Here is a 17,486-nt window from a genome sequence, read left to right as displayed (position 1 = left end):
GGGCTTTGCCTGCCCTGTCTCCGTCAATGCCGGCAATTGCGCGCAACAATGTAAACAATAAAAACGTCCCGCGGTGATATGCTGCTGACTAGAACTGTTCATTTGCCACTATCTGTGTAACAGCAGCAAGGAACGGCTTCAGCAAACCGGATCGCGATTACCGCATGGACAAGTACACACCTCGCACCTGGGGGCCGGGCGAACGCCCGACCTTGCCCGGGTCGCCATCGATGCCCGAACATTCGACGCCCAAGCGTGTCGCGTATTTCATCGTCGGCCTGATCGTCGCACTGACGGGGGGACTGGGCAACGGTCTGGTGACGGCCAACATCTTGAACCTGCAAGGTTCGCTGGGCGCCTATGCCTACCAGATGCAGTGGCTGCCCGCCGCCTACGTGATGACCATCGTTTCCATGAATCTGCTGCTGGTGAAGTTCCGCCAGCAGTTCGGCCTGCGCCTGTTCACGGAAGCGTTCCTGGTGCTGTATGCGCTGGTGACGTTCGCTCACCTGTATGCCAATACCTTGTCGTCGGCGATCGCCGTGCGCGCCGCGCATGGCATGGTGGGCGGCGCGCTGGGGGTGCTGGGCCTGTACTACACCTTGCAGGCGTTCCCCGCGCGGCACCGCCTGAAGGGCGTGGTGCTGGGCCTGGGCTTTGCCCAATTGGCCTTGCCGCTGGCGCGCATCTTCACGTCCGAACTGCTGCAGATCGGCGAATGGCATGGCCTGTACCTGTTCGAACTGGGGCTGGCCCTGCTGGCGCTGGGCTGCGTGCTGGCCCTGAAGCTGCCTCCGGGCGACCGCGTGCAGACGTTCGAGCCGCTCGACTTCCTAACTTTTATCCTGTTTGCGCCCGGCGTGGCCCTGCTGTGCGCCGTGCTGGCGCAGGGGCGCACGGCGTGGTGGATGGAGTCCGAATGGGTGGGCGTGTGCCTGGCGTGCTCCATCGTGCTGATAGCCGCCGCGCTGGCCATCGAACATAACCGCGCGCGCCCTCTGCTCAACACGCGCTGGCTCACCACGGGCAAGATCGCCAAGCTGTTTTTATCGGTGCTGCTGTTTCGCATCGTGCTGTCCGAATCGACGGGCGCCGTGGGCTTTTTGCAGGCGCTGGGCCTGAACACGGACCAGATGCAGAACCTGTTCGTCGTGGTGCTGCTGGGGAGCGTGGCGGGCCTGGTGGTCAGCGCGCTGACGATCAATCCGGCCACCCTGAACCGTTCGCTGATGTTCGCGCTGCTGCTGATCGCTGCCGGCGCCCTGATCGATGCGCACGCCACCAGCCAGACGCGCCCCGTCAACATGTATGTGAGCCAGTTCCTGCTGGCCTTTGGCGGCACGTACTTCCTCGGCCCCACCATGGTGGCAGGCATGGGCGCCGTGATCGCCGAACCGCGCAACCTGGTGAGTTTTTCCGTGATGTTTACCATGACGCAGAACCTGGGTGGTTTGCTCGGCGCGGCCATCGTCGGCACCATCCAGACGGCGCGCGAGAAATACCATTCCAGCTACCTGGTCGAGCATCTGACCATGCTCGACCCGCAGGTGGTGGCCCGTGTGCAGTCGGGCGCGTCAAGCTATGGCAGCGTGCTGATGGACCCCGCCTTGCGCAGCGCCCAGGGCGTGGCGCGCCTGGGTGCCGTCGCCACGCGCGAAGCCAATGTGCTGGCCTACAACGACGTTTTCTTGATGATCGCCGGCGTCGCCATCGCCACCCTGATCTGGATGCTGGTCAGCCAGTCCTGGACCCGCATCACCACCGGCGCACGCCGCCTGGTCGGCCCCGTGCGCGATGCGCAGACGGCCATGGCCATCGTCCCCATTACCAATTCGGAACCGAGCAATGACAGAAAATAATACGCCGCCACCAGCACCGACAACGCCTGCCGCCGTGCCCACGCCAGCACCCGCCGCCTCCACGGCGCAGCCCGACCGCCGCCACCAGTGGCTGTCCGCGCTGGCCTTTGCCGCCGTGGCCCTGGTGGGCGTGCTGATCGTGCTGTACGCGTGGCGTCTGCCGCCGTTCACCAGTCCCATCGTGACGACCGAAAACGCCACCGTGCGGGGGCAGGTGACCATCATCGGCACCCAGCTGTCCGGCTATGTCGTGGAAGTGACGGTGCAGGATTTCATGGATGTGAAGGAAGGCCAGCTGCTGGTGCGCATCGACGACCGCATCTACCAGCAGCGCTACGAACAGGCGCAGGCGCAGCTGGCCGCGCAGCAGGCGGCGCTGTCGAACTGGGCGCAGCAAAAGGCCAGCGCGCAGGCGGGCATTTCCGTCAGCGAAGCGGCGCTGGCGAATGCGGAGGCGCAGTCGAAGAAGGCCAGCGCCGACCTCAATCGCGTGGAACAGCTGGTGGCCGACGGTTCGCTGTCGCAGCGCGAGCACGACCAGTCGCGCGCCACGCAGGCGCAGATGGCGGCGGCGCTGGCGCAAGCCCGCGCCAATCTCGACATCGCCCAGCAAAGCGTGCATAGCGTGGTGGTCAACAAGCAGGCACTGGAAGCGGCCGTGGCGAACGCGCAGGCGGCCGTCAAGGCGGCGAAAATCGACCTCGATAATACGCGCATCGTGGCGCCATCCGATGGTCAGCTGGGCCAGGTGACGGTGCGCCAGGGCGCATACGTCAATTCGGGCGCGCAGCTGATGGCGCTGGTGCCGCGCCAGATGTGGGTGATCGCCAATTTCAAGGAAACGCAGATGAACGGCGTGCAGGAAGGGCAGAGCGCCACCTTCCACGTCGACGCGCTCGACGGCGCCGTGCTGACGGGGCAGGTGGAACGCATTTCTCCAGCCACGGGTTCCGAATTTTCCGTGCTGCCGGCCGATAACGCGACGGGCAACTACCTCAAGATCGCCCAGCGCATCCCTGTGCGCATCCGCATCGATGCGGGGCAGGCGAATGCGCGCCGGCTCGTGCCGGGCATGTCGGTGGTGGTCAGCGTCGATACGTCGGCCGTGCTGAACGACTCGGCGGACAATCCGGCGCCGCCGCCAGCGCCGAAGAAGGCCAAGCCATGAAGCGCCGTTTCCTGCTGATGGCCGGCGCGCTGGCGCTGGCAGGCTGTGCCGCCAACGCGCCACCGCAGCCTGCGTCGGCACTGCAACTGCCGTCCGGCTGGCGCGCGCAAGCCATCGGTGCCCCCGCGGCTACTGACGCCCACGTCGAGCAGCTGTGGTGGCAAGCCTTCGGTGATCCCGTGCTGAGCGACCTGGTGGGCGAGGCGCTGGCGCGCAATGGCGACTTGCGCGTGGCGCGCGCCCGCGTGCAGGAATACCGCGCGCGCCTGGCGCAGGCCGACGCGAACCGCGCGCCCAACCTGGCCATCGATGGTTCGCCCACGCGCACGCGCACCCTGGCGTCCAGCGGCAAGCCGTATGTGACGAATGTCTTCCAGGCGGAACTGCAGGCCAGCTATGAAATCGATGTGTGGGGCCGGCTGGCCAGCCTGAGCGATGCGGCGGGCGAGAGCTACCGCGCCGAGCAGGCCAACCTCGATGCGGCGGCCCTGTCGATCGCCGCCAGCGTGGCGACGAGCTACCTGAATTTGCGGGGACTCGACGCGCAGCTGGCGCTGACGCAATCGACCTTGCAGCTGCGCGAACAGTCGCGCGAGCTGGCGCGCAAGCAGTTCGAGGTGGGCTACAGCTCGCGCCTGGAATGGCTGCAGGCGCAATCGGAATACCATGCGGCGGCCGAACAGGTGCCGCAGCTGCAGCGGCAGATCTTTGAACAGGAAAACGCGCTGGCCGTTCTCGTCGGCGGCAATCCGGGCCCCATCGCGCGCGGCTTGCCGTTGGCCGAGCTGGCGGCGCCTGGCGTGCCGGCAGGCTTGCCCTCCGAATTGCTGCGCCGGCGGCCCGACATCGCGCGCGCGGAACACAACCTGGCGGCCGCCAACGCCAGCCTGGCAGCCACGCGCGACCAGCTGCTGCCCTCGTTCAAGCTGACGGCCGTCGGCGGCGGGCAAGCGACGACCTTGACCGATTTCCTGCATGCGCCGACGGCTTTGTGGCGCCTGACGGCGCTGGCGGCCGGCCCCCTGTTCGATGGCGCGCGCGTGCAGGCGCAGACGGATGCGGCAGGCGCGCAGCGAGACCAGCTCGTGTACGCGTATGAAAACGTGGTGCGCAATGCTTTCGCCGAAACGGAAAACAGCCTGGGCGCCATCTACCGTCTCCAGCAGCAGGCCGTGGAAAACGACGCGCGCCGCGCCGCTGCCGCCGACACCTTGCGCATCGCGCACAACCGCTACCGCAATGGTTACGCCTCGTACCTGGAAGAACTCGACGCCCAACGCACCCTGTACAGCGCCGACGTGGGACTGCTGCAACTGAAGACGCGTATCCTCGTCGCTTCGGTCGACCTGTACCGCGCCATGGGGGGGGGCTGGTCGGCTGGCGGCGGACAATAGCCACACTGCCGGTGTACTATCTGGCCTGGAAAAGCGGCGGCATGGTGCCAGCCGCTTCCATCACGAACTAACGAGGTCGCAGCATGACGATTTTTGGCATAGGCATCCACATCCTGATCGCGGTATTTTTTGCGATCCACGTGGTGCGCAACGGGCAGCAGCTGTACTGGCTGCTCATTTTATTCATGTTCCCGCTGCTGGGCAGCGTGGTGTATTTCTTCGCCATCTACCTGCCCAATTCGCGCCTGCCGCAAGGCGCGCGCAAGGTCGCGTCGGTAGCCGTGCAGGTGCTCGATCCGAACCGCGAATTGCGCGAGGCGAAGGCCGCTTTCGAGTACACGCCGACGGCGCAAAACCAGATGCGCCTGGCCAGCGCGCAGCTGGAAGCTGGCAATGCGCGCGAAGCGGCATCGACGTATGAAGCCTGCCTGCAGGGAGCGTTTTCATCGGACCTGGAAATTCGCGTGGGCGCGGCGCGCGCCTACCTGGAGTGCGAACGGGGCGCCGAAGCGTTGACGCACCTGGAATTCATCCGCCGCACGGATATCCATTTCCGTCCCGGGATGGTGTCCCTGCTGACGGCGCGCGCGCTGGCCCAAAGCGGGCGGCAGGCGGAGGCGAAGGCGGAATTCGACGATGCGCTGACGCGCTACAACAGTTTCGAGTGCCGCGCCGAGTGCGCGATCTGGGCGCTGCAGCAGGGCGACAAGGTGTTGTCGGAACGCCTGCTGCTCGATATCGACAGCGCCATGGCCCGCTGGAGCAGCCATACGCGTTCCATGTATGCACCGCTGCTGGTGCGCTTGGCAGCGGCCCGCAAGTAGCGGCATGACGGTGCCGTGTTTAAACGCCCGGCACCGTGTTCTTCCCTTCAATCAGTTTATATCCCTTGCCATCGAAGCCATAGCGCGCGTGGCCGTTCAGGGGCGTGGCGATGCGCGGCGGGTCCTCGTCCGGCTTGACCGTGACGCCGGGCTTGATCTTCTCGGAGGCGCCCTTGAAATCGATCAGCAAGTCGTCGTAGGCGCCGCCATTGCGCGCCGGCGCGAAGCGCCAGTTCCCCTTGACCATCCAGCACTCGTCCGTCTCAGGCCCGCAGGCGCCCATATTGTCCGAATACAGGTCGACGGCACCATCGAGCGAGGTGACCTTGCCGTCGCCGATTTCAAACAGGGCCAGTTGCGTGATGGTATAGCCCTGGCCCGTATAGCCATGGCGGATCGCCAGTCCCGGCTTGTTCGCGCCCAGCATGACCCAGTGGACTTCACCGAGTTGCCCCGAAGAGCCCAAGGCTGCGATGTTTTCCAGTCGTTTCACGACTTGCCACTGGCCGTCTTCCGGCTGACCCTTGGGCGCCAGGAAAAAGACATTCAGCAACCCCGGCGAGGCATGCGCCGATTCGGCCGTGCCTTCCGTGTTGGCCGTTTCCGCATTCGCCACCAGAATGGCGCTGCCATCGGGCAGCAGCTTGTGGCTGACGGCGCTGACCACGTAACTGAGCTTGTCGACGTGGTTGTCGGGATCGGACAGGTCGGCCAGCGCATCGTCGCTGTCGCTGCGGTAGTCCTTGCCGAAGACGGCGCGCATCATGCCCACCTCGCGCTCGCGCGCCTGCGGCGTGTTCATCGCTTCCGTCCTTGGGGCGGTGGCGGAAGGCGGCGGCACGTGTTCGGCCGACGCGGTGTCTGCCGCGGCAGCGGCAGCGGGGACTTCGGTGACCACGTCAGCAGCCAGGTCGGCGCTGGCGGGGGCGGTCTTGTCCGAGCACGCGCCGAGCAGTGCGGATACCAGTAGCAGGACGAGCGGGGTACGGTGATTCATAGGCAGGGCAGATTGCGTTCATGGAGAATGGGCGCAGTATGCCAGATAGATGAAAGCGAGGGAGCGCGGCCTGGCGGCCGGTCCCTCGCTTCCTTGCCCGCAGGGGGCGATTTTGCAATTTAGCGCTGCATTTATTTTTCCAGCACCACCTTGTCGTCGCGCCGCAGCGGCGCCTTCTGGCGGCGCAGTTTCGCCATGCCGCGCTTGAGCAGGTGCTCGAGGTCGTCGATGTAGGTGAACACGGCCGGCACCACCAGCAGGCTCAGTAAAGTCGACGTGATCAGGCCGCCGATGACGGTAATGGCCATCGGCGAACGGAAGCTGGGGTCGGCGCCCCAGCCCAGCGCCAGCGGCATCATGCCGGCACCCATGGCGATCGTCGTCATCAGGATGGGGCGGCTGCGCTTGTGGCAGGCGTCGACCAGCGCGTCGAAGCGGTTCATGCCGGCCTGGCGCGCCAGGATCGCATAGTCGACCAGCAGGATCGAGTTCTTGGTGACGATCCCCATCAGCATGATCAGGCCGATCATCGATGGCATCGACAGGGCGCTGCCCGTGATCAGGAGCGCCACGAAGGCGCCGCCAATCGACAGCGGCAGCGCCGCCAGGATGGTCACCGGCTGCATGAAGTCCTTGAACAGCAACACCAGCACGCAATAGATGCACAGCACGCCGATCAACATGGCCAGGCCGAAGCTGGCGAACAGCGAGGCCATTTCCTGCGCGTCGCCCAGTTCGGCGATCTTCACGGATGGCGGCAAGTTCTTCATCGACGGCAGCGCGCGCGCTTCTTCATTCAGTTCACCGAGGGTGCGCGAACCGAGTTCCACGTCGAGCGTCACGTTGCGGCTGCGGTTCAAACGGTCGATCTGCGCCGGGCCGCTTTCCATCGTCACGCTGGCCACGTTCGCCAGGCGTACGGGACCATTCTTGCCGGGCACCGTCAGGCGCTCGATGGCGGCCAGGTCGGCGCGCACGCTGTTGGGCAGCTTGACGCGGATCGGTACTTGCCGCTCGGGCAGGTTCATTTTCGTCAAGTCGGTGTCGTAGTCGCCGGCCGTGGCCACGCGCACGGTTTCGCCGATGGCCGCCGCCGTCACGCCCAGGTCCGCCGCCTTGGCGAAATCAGGACGCACGATGATTTCCGGACGCACCAGCGAGGCGCTGGAATTGACGTTGCCGATGCCTTTCAGACCGCGCAGTTCGCGCTCGACCTTTTGCGCCGCTGCCATCAGCGCCACCGGGTCTTCCGAGCGCAGCACCAGCTGCATCTTGACGCCCGTGTCGGGCGGTCCCACCGTGAAGCGGGCTCCGGGGATGGTATCGAGCTTGTGGCGCAGCTGCGTTTCCAGGTCCGCCATCGATTCCTTGCGCTCCGTGCGGTGCACGGTGGTCAGGGTCAGCACGGCGCGGCGCGCCTCGGCTGCCGCGCCGGGGGCGAAGGCGTCGCCGCTCGAGCCGCCGCCTATCGAACTGAAGACGCCTTGTATGCCCGGCGTGCGCATGGCCGCATCGCGCGCCAGGGCTGCCACGGCCTGCGTTTCGCCCAGGGTGGAGCCGGGCGGCAGTTCCAGGTTGATCTGCGTCTGCGCGCGGTCGGCGGCCGGCACGAAACCCGTCGGCAGCAGCGGCACGAGCGCGATGGCGCCGACAAAGAACAGGGCCGCGGCGATGGCCGTGATGCCGCGGTGGTTCAGGCACCAGCGCATGACCGTCAGGTAGCGCGTCATCAGCCAGCCATCCTGCTCTTCCTTGTGCGGCAGCGGTTTCAGGATGTAGGCCGCCATCATCGGCGTGAGCAACCGCGCCACCACCAGCGAGGCCAGCACGGCCAGCACGGCCGTCCAGCCGAACTGCTTGAAGAACAGGCCGGGAATGCCGCTCATGAAGGCTGTCGGCAGGAACACGGCCACCAGCGCGAACGTGGTGGCGATGACCGCCATGCCGATTTCGTCGGCCGCTTCCATGGCCGCTTCCATCGGCGACTTGCCCATGCGCAGATGGCGCTCGATGTTTTCGATTTCCACGATGGCGTCGTCGACCAGCACGCCGACGACCAGGGCCAGCGACAGCAGGGTGACGGTATTGAGCGTGTAGCCGAACCAGTAGATGCCGAGGAAAGCGGGCATCACGGACAGGGGCAGGGCGGCGGCAGCCACCAGGGTGGCGCGCCAGTCGCGCAGGAACCACCACACCACCAGCACGGCCAGCAGCGCGCCTTCGTACAGCAGTTCCATCGAGCCGTCGAAGTTTTCCTCGACGGGGAAGGCATTGTCGATCGACTGCTGCAGCACCACGTTCGGGTTTTCCTTCTGCAGGTCGGCGATGGCGTCGCGCGCGCCCTTGGCGACAGCCACTTCGCTGGCGCCCTTGGTGCGGAATACTTCAAAGGCGACGACCGTCTTGCCATCCTGCTCGGCCAGCGCGCGCGGTTCGGCGATGGTGTCGCGCACGGTGGCCACCTGGTCCAGGCGCACATGGCGGCCGTCCGGCAGCGGCACTTCCACGCGCGACAGTTCATCGGCCGTTTTCACTGTGGCGATGGTGCGCACCGACTGCTCGGCGCCGCTGATGTCGCCCCTGCCGCCAGGCGCTTCGCGCTGCACCAGGCGCAGCTGGCGCGAGACGTCGAGGGCGGAGACCTTCAGCGCTGCCATGCGCGCCTCGTCGAGTTCCACCTGTATCTCGCGGTAGACGCCGCCGACCCTGGTGACGGCGCCCACGCCGGGCACCGTCAAGAGGCGCTTGGCCACCGTGTTGTCGACGAACCACGACAGGTCGGGCGCGTCGAGCGGGTTGTCCACGCCCGGCTTTGCCGTGGCGATAAAGGTCAGCACCACGCGCCCTGCCGTGGAGGCCTTGGTGACGGTGGGGTCGCGCAGTTCGGCCGGCATGTCCGCCTTGACGCGGGCGACGGCGTCGCGCACATCGTTGACGGCTTCGGCGATCTGCTTTTCCAGGATGAATTCGACGGTTACCGTGACGACGCCATCGAGCACCTTGGTGTAGATGTTTTTCACGCCTTGCAAGGTGGCGACGGAGTCTTCGATCTTGCGCGCCACTTCCGTTTCCAGCTGGGCCGGCGCGGCGCCAGGCAGCACGGCGCTGACGGTGACGATGGGCAGTTCGATGTCGGGGAAATCCTGCACCGGATTGGCCTTGTAGGCCAGCAGACCGGCCAGGGTCAGCAGCGCGAACAGCATGATGGCCGGGATCGGATTCTTGATCGAGAGGGAGGAAAAATTCATGGCCTTTCCTTACTTTTTCGCCGCAGCCGGCTTGGCTGCTGTTGCTGCCGGAGTTGCAACCGGGTTTTGCACATTCCTTACCAGATCGCCGTCATTGAGGAAGCCGGCGCCGCTGACGACAATCGTCGTGTCGGCCGTGATGCCGCCAAGGATTTCAATGCGGTCGCTCAGGCGCCGTCCGGCCTGCACCTTGATCTGGCTGACCCGCTGGTCGGGATTGAGGCGGAAGACATAACTGAAACCGTCGCGCACGGCAATCGCCTGCTGCGGCACGGTCAGCGCGCCCGACGTGCCCAGTTCAAATTCGCCGCTGGCGTACATGCCGGCCTTGAACGGCGCGTTCGCGCCCGTGCTGGCGGGCAGGTCCACGTATACGAGGGCGGAACGCGTCTGCGGATCGACGGTGGGGGCGATCATGCGCACCTTGCCCGTCAAGACGCTGCCGTTGGCCGCCTTCACTTGCGCCAGGGTGCCTGGTTTCAGATTCAGCAGCTCGGTTGCCGTCACTTCGGCGCGCCATTCGAGGCGGCCCTGGCGGATCATGCGGAACAGCTCCGTGCCGGCGCCCACCACCGAACCCACGGTGGCCGAGCGCGACGAAATGATGCCGCTGTCGGGCGCCACCACCTGCGTGTATTTCAGGCGCAGCTGCTGCGACGCCAGTTGCGCCTTGGCGGACGCGATGCGCGCGTTGGCGGTCTGTTCGGCAGTCAGGTACTGGCTGATCTGTTGCGCGCTGATGGCACCCGTGCTTTGCAGCGAGCGGGCGCGCTGCGCGTTGGCGGCCGCTTCCGCGGCATTGGCTTGGGCTTCCAGCACGGCGGCCTTGGCCTGCGCCACGTCGGCGTTCACCGTGTCGTTCGAGAACACGGCCAGCACCTGGCCGGCGCGTACGACGTCGCCCACGTTCACGCGCACGTCGGTCAGGCGCAAGCCGTTCGATTCGCTGCCGATGACGGCTTCCTGCCAGGCGGCTACGTTGCCGTTGGCCTTCAGCTTGATGGGCAGGCTGGCCGTTTGCGGTTTGGCCGTGGTGACGGTGAGGGCCGGTTTTTGCGCCGCGTTTTTATCCTTGGCGTCGTCCGCCGCCGTGGAGGAAGGGGAGTACAGGGCCACACCCGCACCCAGCATCATGCAAAGGGAGGCAAGGGCGAGCGCCATCGGTTTCAAGGTCATTTTTTTCATGTTGTCGTATCCGTCAGGGGGCGTTGTTGGCGATGGCGCTGCTGGTCCAGCCGCCGCCGGCGGCGCGGTACAGCGCTACCCAGGCGGCGCTGCGTTCGCGCTCGAGGTTGACCACCGTGTTTTCGGCGGCCAGGCGCGTGCGGCGCGCGTCTTCCAGTTCGATCAGGCTGGCCAGGCCATTCTTGTAGCGGTCCTCGGTGGCGACGAACGACACGCGGTAGCCTTCCAGCGCCGTTTTCGCATGGCTGCTGCGTTCGTCCGTGCTGGCCAGGTTGACCAATGCTTCTTCCACTTCGCGCACGGCCTGGCGCACGCCGGCGCGGTATTTCACCACGGCCTCGTCGTAGCGCGCCGTGGCCGCATCGATCTGCGCGCGGCGCGTGCCGCCGTCGAAGATGGGCAGGCTGACGGCCAGCGGGCCGATGCTCCAGGTGCTGGCCGTGATGCTGGTGCCGCCGGCGCGGATATTGCCCTTGCCGATGGAGCCGGCCAGGCTCAGTCGCGGATAGCGCTGCGCCTGCGCGCCGCGTACTTCGAAGCTGGCCGCCGCCACTTCGCGTTCGGCGCTGTAGATGTCGGGACGCTGGCCCAGGGTTTGCGCCGGCAATTCCGCGATCGCCACGGGCGAGGGCAGGATGGCGGGGCTGGCGACCAGCTTCTGGCGCAGTGTTTCTTCCGGCATGGCCGACAGGGCCACCAGCGCCTTGATATTCACGTCGCAGGCGGCGCGCTGTTCGATGGCGCGGCTGGCGCCTTCGGCCGCGCTGGCGCGTGCCAGTGCTGCATTGGCGGGCGGCTGGAAGCCGGCGCCGGCGCTCAGTTCCGTCAGGCGCGCCGAGTCGCGTCGCGAGACGGCGTCCTGTTCGGATACGGCCTGCAATTGCTGGCAGGTGCGCAAGGCGTAGTACTGGTTCGCCACTTCGGCGGCCACCGAGACGCGGGCTTCATGCCATCCCGCGCGGGCGCTGTCGTAGCGCTCCTGCGCCGCATCGCGCGTGGCGCGGTTGGCCCCAAACACATCGATTTCCCACGACGCCTGCAAGGCGGCCTGCGAGGTGGTGCCGCTCGGTTGCGCCGATTGCTGGCTGGTGCGCACCACGCTGCCCGTCGCATCCAAGGTGGGCGCCAGCGCGGCGCCGCTTGCGATACGGTCCGCACGCGCCTGCACGATGCGCGTGCCGGCGGCGGCGATGGTCGGGCTGACCTGTTGCGCGTCGGTGATCAATTCCACCAGCAGGCTGTCGCCCTGGCCCTGCCACCAGCTGGCCAGGTCCGTCAGCTTGCCGTTGTGCGGCAGCGGCGCCTGCCACTGCGCGGGCGCTCTGGCGGCCACCGCCGCAGGTGGTCCCTGCAGGGCGCAACCGCCCAGCGCCAGCACGATGCTGGCGGCCAGGGCGCGTTGAACGGTGCATCGAATAGTCGTCATGCTGGTCCTTCTGCTTGTCGTTGAGTGGTGGGGGGAGAGGGAGGAAGGGCCAGGCGCCGGCGCTCCACGTCGGCCATGGCCAGCGCGTAGTCGGTCATGCGCGCCAGCCAGGTGTCGATGGCGTGCGGCGATTCCAGCAGTTGCGGACGCAAGGTTTGCAGCACCTCGGCGCCCACCATGTGCTGCAGGGCCAGCGAAGCGATGGAAAACGCCAGGCGGTGCATGTCGTCGCTGTTGGCTGGCGCGCCCAGGTGGCGTGCCAGCACGCGCGCAAGCGCCTCGTGTTCGGCACGGATGTTCTCGTCGACCTCGCGTGCCCACAGGCCCGTCGGTTCGAGCATCTCGCGGCACCACAGGCGCATGCAGTCGCGCGCGATTTCTCCCTGCTGCAAGGGGGCGAGCAACTGCGCATAAAAGCCTTCCAGGCTTTGGCGCAGGGTGAAATGCGGTTGCTCGTACAGGGCGATATTGTCTTGTGGATTAGATAATTGATGGGAGAAGGCGGCGCGGTACAGGCCCGCCTTGTCGCCAAAATAGTAGCTGATGGCAGCCGCGTTGGTGCCGGCCGCCTGCGCCAGTTCGCGCGTGGAGGTTTTGGCGTAGCCCTGTTCTGCAAACAGGCGGATGGCGCTCTGCAGCAGCCGCTCGCGCGATTGCTCGCCATCGGAACGGGGCTTGCGTCCGTCGTCGGCAGGTGATGTAGGAGAAATGTATTTTTCAATCATGCCGGAGATTTAATCACATATCTCAAACGATTGATATAACTAAATCATTTGATTTAATTAAGGAATGATGAAGATAATGTAAAACGCAGGCAAAAAAAAGCCCGCGGTTGTATTCGCGGGCTGAATCCAATGTTCGGAGAACGAATTGGAGGAGACAGGTCTACTATAGCGCTGAAAATGGTGCAGTGCAATACCGTAGAACTACTGTATCGGTCTCTCCTCGATAATAAAAAGTCAGCATTTCATGCTGCGGCGCACAGAAACTCAGGCCTTGCTGCGCAGGGCCAAGGTAAAGGTGCTGCCGGAACCGTAGTCGCTGTTGAAGAACAGGGCGCCGCCGATGGCGTTGGCCAGGTTCTGGCACAGGTACAGGCCCAGTCCCGCGCCTTCCACGTGGCGCGTGGAGGTGGAATCGAGTTGCGAGAAGGCCTGGAACAGCTTGGCCTGGTCTTCTTCCTTGATGCCGGCGCCGCTGTCGGCGATGCTCATTTCCGTCACCAGCACGCCGTCTTCGTCGCGCTGGGCCAGGCTGATGCGCACCGTGCCCTGTTCCGTGAACTTGATGGCGTTGTTGAGCAGGTTGATGAGGATCTGCGTCAGCGCGCGGCGGTCCGTGTCAATGATGGCGGGCGGCTGGCCTGGCTCGCCCAGTTCGAGTTCCAGCGCCAGGCCTTTTTGCTGGGCCAGGGGGCGCAGGGTGTCGGCCACGTCCGCCATCAGTTCTTGGCAGTGCACGGGTTCGATCGACAGGGTCAGCTTGCCCGCTTCGATCTTGGCCACGTCGAGGATGTCGTTGATCAGCGAGAGCAAATGGCGCGCGCTGGCGCGGATGGTATTGAGTTGCTTGTCCTGGTCGGACGTCAGGGGGCCGGGCAGTTTCATCAGCAGCGCGCCCGTAAATCCGATGATGGCGTTGAGCGGCGTGCGCAGTTCATGCGACATGTTGGCGATGAAGGCGGACTTCATGCGACTCGCCTCGGCCAGCTCCAGGTTTTTCAGGGCGATTTCGCGGTTGATGGTTTCCAGCTCGGCCGCATGGTGCGCCAGGCGCATGTTCAGTTCGATCACCTGGCGTTCGCGCGCCTGCAGTTCGCCGTTGACCTGCACCGCCTGTTCATACGTGGAGATCAGCAGGTCGAGGATCTGCTGGCGTTCCGCATTGATGAAATGCTTCTGGTCGCCCAGGTACAGGGCGATGCCGATTTCCACGTTCTGGTTCTTGCGCAGCTTCTGGTTCATCAGCATGTGGCTGATGCGGTTGAGCAGGTAGTCTTCCGCGTAGGGCTTGCGGATGAAATTGTCGGCGCCGCACTCGATGCCGCGGATGATGTCCTTCGGATCGTTGAGCGAGGTGACGAGGATCACGGGGATGTCGCGCAGGGTCGGATCGGACTTGATGGCGCGGCACAGGTCGTAGCCATTCATTTCAGGCATGACGATATCGGACAGCACCAGGTGCGGCTTGCGCTCGCGGATGGCAGCCAGGGCCAGCTGGCCATTCGCCGCCACGCGCGCGTTATAGTGCAGCGACTGGATCAGGCGGCGCAAGCGCTCCGCCTGGGTCGGGCTATCCTCGACGATCAGGATCTCGATTTCGTCAGGCTTGATTTGGTTGTTGGAGTCCACAGACCTCTCCTAGGATTTCAGTGTGGTGATGCTGGGCGCGGTGAGCGCGCAATATCGACATCGTATGACTATATCGGATTTAGGTCTGCAAAAGTAACTTCCAAGTAACTATTTTGGCCACAGGGAATGCCGTGCCGCTTGTCAGTTTTCGCCCTGGAACTGTCCTGCGCGATAGGTCAGCACGAGCGTATCGCGGTGGCCATGGCCGCCGATGGGCTGGATCGGCGTCGATTCGTGGATGACAGACGCGTCGTCGAGCAGCAGCAGCGACCACGGTTCGGTCAGGGTAAAGCGCTTGCCGTTGGGTCCGTCCGCTTCGAAGATGCGCGTCTCGCCGCCCTTGATCTGTTCGCGCCCGACCAGCAGCACGGCGACGAAATCGACGCCGTCGCGGTGCGCGCCTTCCGGCGTGGGGCGGCCGATGCCGTCGGTCGTATCGATGCGGAACTGGTGCGCCTCGATGAACCACGGCTGGCTGCCCTTGACCTGCGAGCAGACGTCGCCCAGCGCGCGAATCAGCTGCTGCCAGGCCGCTTGCGCGACGATAGTCGCTTCGACCGGTTCAAACAGGCGGTGCATGCCGCCGTGCAGGGCGTTGTATTCCACCGGTTGCCAGTGCGGACGGTGCGCCGTCTGCGTCAGGCGCTCGCCATCCTGCACGAAGCACGAGTGGCGCCGGCGGCGATAGCGGCCGCCATCTTTCAGGTAATTGTCCAGCGCCAGGGTATTCCAGCTCGGTTCCAGCACGCGCAATGCGTCCAGCGGGCAGCCGGCCAGCGCGGCCACGTCCTGCGGGCGCAGGACGGCATAGCCGTCATCGCGCAAGGCGTCCTTGACGTGGGACGGGTCGGTAAAGATCGGTGCGGAAGTGCTCATGGCGGTGCCGGCCGCAGCGCGGCCTGTGTCAGTTTATCCAGCCTGGCATTCTACGACTTCGCGGCGTTTCCTGTGCAGTGCGATAAGAATTATTCTTGTTTACTTAAAAATTCTTTACCAGGGTCAGGCGCAGCGAGCGCGATTCCACCGGATGGAAGTGGATATCGTCGACCGGCTGCGCCTCGCCGGGCAGGCGCGAGGCATAGTAGTAATCGATGGCCGAGTCGCGCCGGTTGGCCAGGTTGTAGCCTTCCAGTTCCACGCGCAAGGTCTTGTCGATCTGGTAGGCGATGCGCCCGTTCAAGCCCACGCTGGCCGACGAGCGCACGCTGTTGTCCTCGACCAGCGGGCGCGGGCCGAAGTAGCGCAGGCGCAAGGAGCCCGACCACGGTCCTGTCGGCGTCACCGTCATGGCCAGCTGGGCCACGCCTTCGATGGCGCCGGGGATGAAGTCGCCCGCCGGGTCGCTGCCGCGCGAGCGCGCCCGCGCATACGCGAGGTCCAGGTCCAGCGACAGCCAGCGGGCCGCCTTGTAGTAGCTGGAAAACTCGATGCCGTAGCGGCGGCTGGGGCGGCCCGCCTCGGTGGCGCCGGCGTCGCCGATGAACAGCAGCTCGGAATCAAAGTCCAGGCGGTACAGCGACAGCGACGTTTGCAGGCCGGCGATGGCGGCGCTGCGCAAGCCCAGTTCCAGCCCGCGCGAGCGCACCAGAGGCGTGACCTTGTCGGCCGCCTCGCCCGTCTTCGGGTCGACCGTGATCGTCGTGCCGCGCGCGTCGTTGCTGTGAAAACCATTGCCAATGTTGATATACGCTTCCGTATCGCGCCACGGTCCCGCGATCACGCTCAGGCTGGGACTGAACAAATGGTCGCTGGCCTTGCCCGAATTTTCCGGCCGGTCGCTGCGTACGTCGAAGCGGTAGGCGTCCGCGCGCAGGCCGGCCACGGTGCGCAGCCAGCGCGACCAGCGCATGCTGTTTTCGCCGTACACGCCGATGCTCGATTCGACGATATGGTCCTGCCGCGTGGTCGACAGGATTTGCCGCTGTCGCGTGTTGTACAGGCCATTGTGGATATTGTCGTTCTGTAGCTGCAGGCCGATGGTGGTGTCGCTGCTGCCCCTGTCCGTATGGCGGTGCCAGGTGTGGCTGGCGTCGAGGCCGGCCGTCACGCGCCGGTCGGGCTGGGCGAACTGGTCGCCGTTATCGGGGTCGTCCATCGCATACGTAAAATTCGAGAACAGGGCCAGGCGGTTGGCGATCACATACGCGCTGACTTTGGACGACACCTCGTCCGTCGTCTGGCGCCAGGCGCCCGACAGGCTGTAGCGCTGCGCCTTGCCGCCGTCGCTGGCATCGATGGCGTCGAAGCGGCCCAGGGTGCCGCCCTGCACGGCGCGCAGCGGAATCTGGTCGGTGGCGTTCCAGCTGGCGTCATACGCCATGGCCGTGACGTTGAAGCCGTTGTTGGCATAGCCTTCGCTGTAGCGCAGCACGCCATTGAGCTTGCGGTAGCGGTCCGGCTGCGTGAACGGGCCGTCGTTGTGCTGCGCTTCGAGCGCATACAGCAGGCTGCCGTCGCCCGCATCGTTGGAGTCGGCCAGCAGGGCGCGGCGAAAGCCGTTTTGCCCGATGCCCACGCTGGCGACGCCCTGCGTCAGGCGGTTCGCGTAGACGACGGACGCCGCGCCCGCCGAGGAAAAATCGCCTTGCGCCGCCGAATACGGCCCCTTTTTGTAATCGAGGCGCATGGCCAGTTCGGGGATCAAAAAGTTCAGGTCCGTCCAGCCTTGGCCGTGGCCATGGCTGCGCTGGTTGACGGGCATCTCGTCGACGGTGGTGCGCAAGTCCGTGCCGTGATCGAGGTTGAAGCCCCGCAGGTAGAACTGGTTGGCCTTGCCCTCGCCGCTATGCTGGCTGACGATCAGCCCCGGCACGGCTTCGAGCAATTCGCCGGGCCGGTAGCTGGTGCGCGCATCGAGCTGCTGTTGCGTGACGCTGCCCGCGTTGGCCGAATCGGCCACGCCCAGCTGGTTCAGGCGCGAACCGTCGACCAGCACGCGCTGGAAGATGTCGTCGGCGTGGGCGGCGGTGGTGGAAAACAGGGCGGCGAGGAGGAGGGGGAGAGAGCGTGGCGTCATGGATGTAATGGGGTGTGC

The 17,486-nt window shown here is 65.6% G+C and carries 12 protein-coding genes; 4 read left to right on the top strand and 8 right to left on the bottom strand.

What is annotated here, in order from left to right; genetic code table 11:
• Positions 1–164: 164 nt before the first annotated feature.
• The 4 genes from GYK42_RS22910 (at position 165) to GYK42_RS22895 (ending at position 5,245) form a co-directional block, all read left to right on the top strand.
• Positions 165–1,859 (top strand): MFS transporter, encoded by a 1,695-nt coding sequence (locus GYK42_RS22910; protein ID WP_205711515.1) that lies wholly within the window; start codon positions 165–167, stop codon positions 1,857–1,859.
• The gene (locus GYK42_RS22905; protein ID WP_240943731.1) at positions 1,846–3,027 is read left to right on the top strand and encodes an HlyD family secretion protein; all 1,182 of its coding nucleotides are present in this window, start codon (positions 1,846–1,848) and stop codon (positions 3,025–3,027) included. The genes GYK42_RS22910 and GYK42_RS22905 overlap by 14 nt, the downstream gene beginning before the upstream one ends.
• Positions 3,024–4,421, top strand: a complete 1,398-nt coding sequence (locus GYK42_RS22900) for an efflux transporter outer membrane subunit (RefSeq protein ID WP_166449350.1) — start codon at positions 3,024–3,026, stop codon at positions 4,419–4,421. Before GYK42_RS22905 ends, GYK42_RS22900 begins: the two co-directional genes overlap by 4 nt.
• 83 nt (positions 4,422–4,504) lie before the next feature.
• Entirely contained in the window at positions 4,505–5,245 is a 741-nt protein-coding gene (locus GYK42_RS22895; RefSeq protein ID WP_166449349.1) for a hypothetical protein, read from the top strand.
• 19 nt (positions 5,246–5,264) lie between these two features.
• Here the strand turns inward: GYK42_RS22895 and GYK42_RS22890 are convergent, their stop codons facing one another.
• The 8 genes from GYK42_RS22890 to GYK42_RS22855 all read right to left on the bottom strand — a co-directional run bounded on the left by GYK42_RS22890 (position 5,265) and on the right by GYK42_RS22855 (position 17,468).
• On the bottom strand, positions 5,265–6,242 hold the full coding sequence (locus GYK42_RS22890) for a hypothetical protein (protein ID WP_166449348.1): 978 nt from the start codon (positions 6,240–6,242) through the stop codon (positions 5,265–5,267).
• A gap of 131 nt (positions 6,243–6,373) precedes the next feature.
• Entirely contained in the window at positions 6,374–9,490 is a 3,117-nt protein-coding gene (locus GYK42_RS22885) for an efflux RND transporter permease subunit (RefSeq protein ID WP_166449347.1), read from the bottom strand.
• A 9-nt stretch (positions 9,491–9,499) separates the two neighbouring features.
• Positions 9,500–10,675, bottom strand: a complete 1,176-nt coding sequence (locus GYK42_RS22880) for an efflux RND transporter periplasmic adaptor subunit (RefSeq protein WP_166449346.1) — start codon at positions 10,673–10,675, stop codon at positions 9,500–9,502.
• A gap of 13 nt (positions 10,676–10,688) precedes the next feature.
• On the bottom strand, positions 10,689–12,101 hold the full coding sequence (locus GYK42_RS22875; protein WP_240943728.1) for an efflux transporter outer membrane subunit: 1,413 nt from the start codon (positions 12,099–12,101) through the stop codon (positions 10,689–10,691).
• Complete coding sequence (locus tag GYK42_RS22870) at positions 12,098–12,826, bottom strand: CerR family C-terminal domain-containing protein (protein WP_166449345.1); 729 nt, start codon at positions 12,824–12,826, stop codon at positions 12,098–12,100. Before GYK42_RS22870 ends, GYK42_RS22875 begins: the two co-directional genes overlap by 4 nt.
• A gap of 264 nt (positions 12,827–13,090) precedes the next feature.
• Positions 13,091–14,452 carry a response regulator gene (locus GYK42_RS22865; protein ID WP_166449344.1) on the bottom strand — a complete coding sequence of 454 codons (1,362 nt, stop codon included), beginning with the start codon at positions 14,450–14,452 and terminating at the stop codon, positions 13,091–13,093.
• A 141-nt stretch (positions 14,453–14,593) separates the two neighbouring features.
• Positions 14,594–15,328 carry a 2OG-Fe dioxygenase family protein gene (locus GYK42_RS22860; RefSeq protein WP_166449343.1) on the bottom strand — a complete coding sequence of 245 codons (735 nt, stop codon included), beginning with the start codon at positions 15,326–15,328 and terminating at the stop codon, positions 14,594–14,596.
• Between the two features lie 103 nt (positions 15,329–15,431).
• On the bottom strand, positions 15,432–17,468 hold the full coding sequence (locus tag GYK42_RS22855) for a TonB-dependent receptor (RefSeq protein WP_166449342.1): 2,037 nt from the start codon (positions 17,466–17,468) through the stop codon (positions 15,432–15,434).
• Positions 17,469–17,486: the final 18 nt, after the last annotated feature.

Source organism: Janthinobacterium lividum (assembly GCF_011601275.1).
Lineage (GTDB): Bacteria > Pseudomonadota > Gammaproteobacteria > Burkholderiales > Burkholderiaceae_D > Janthinobacterium > Janthinobacterium lividum_E.
The sequence above is the reverse complement of the archived record's forward strand: the minus strand, read 5'-3'. Positions and strand labels throughout refer to the sequence as shown.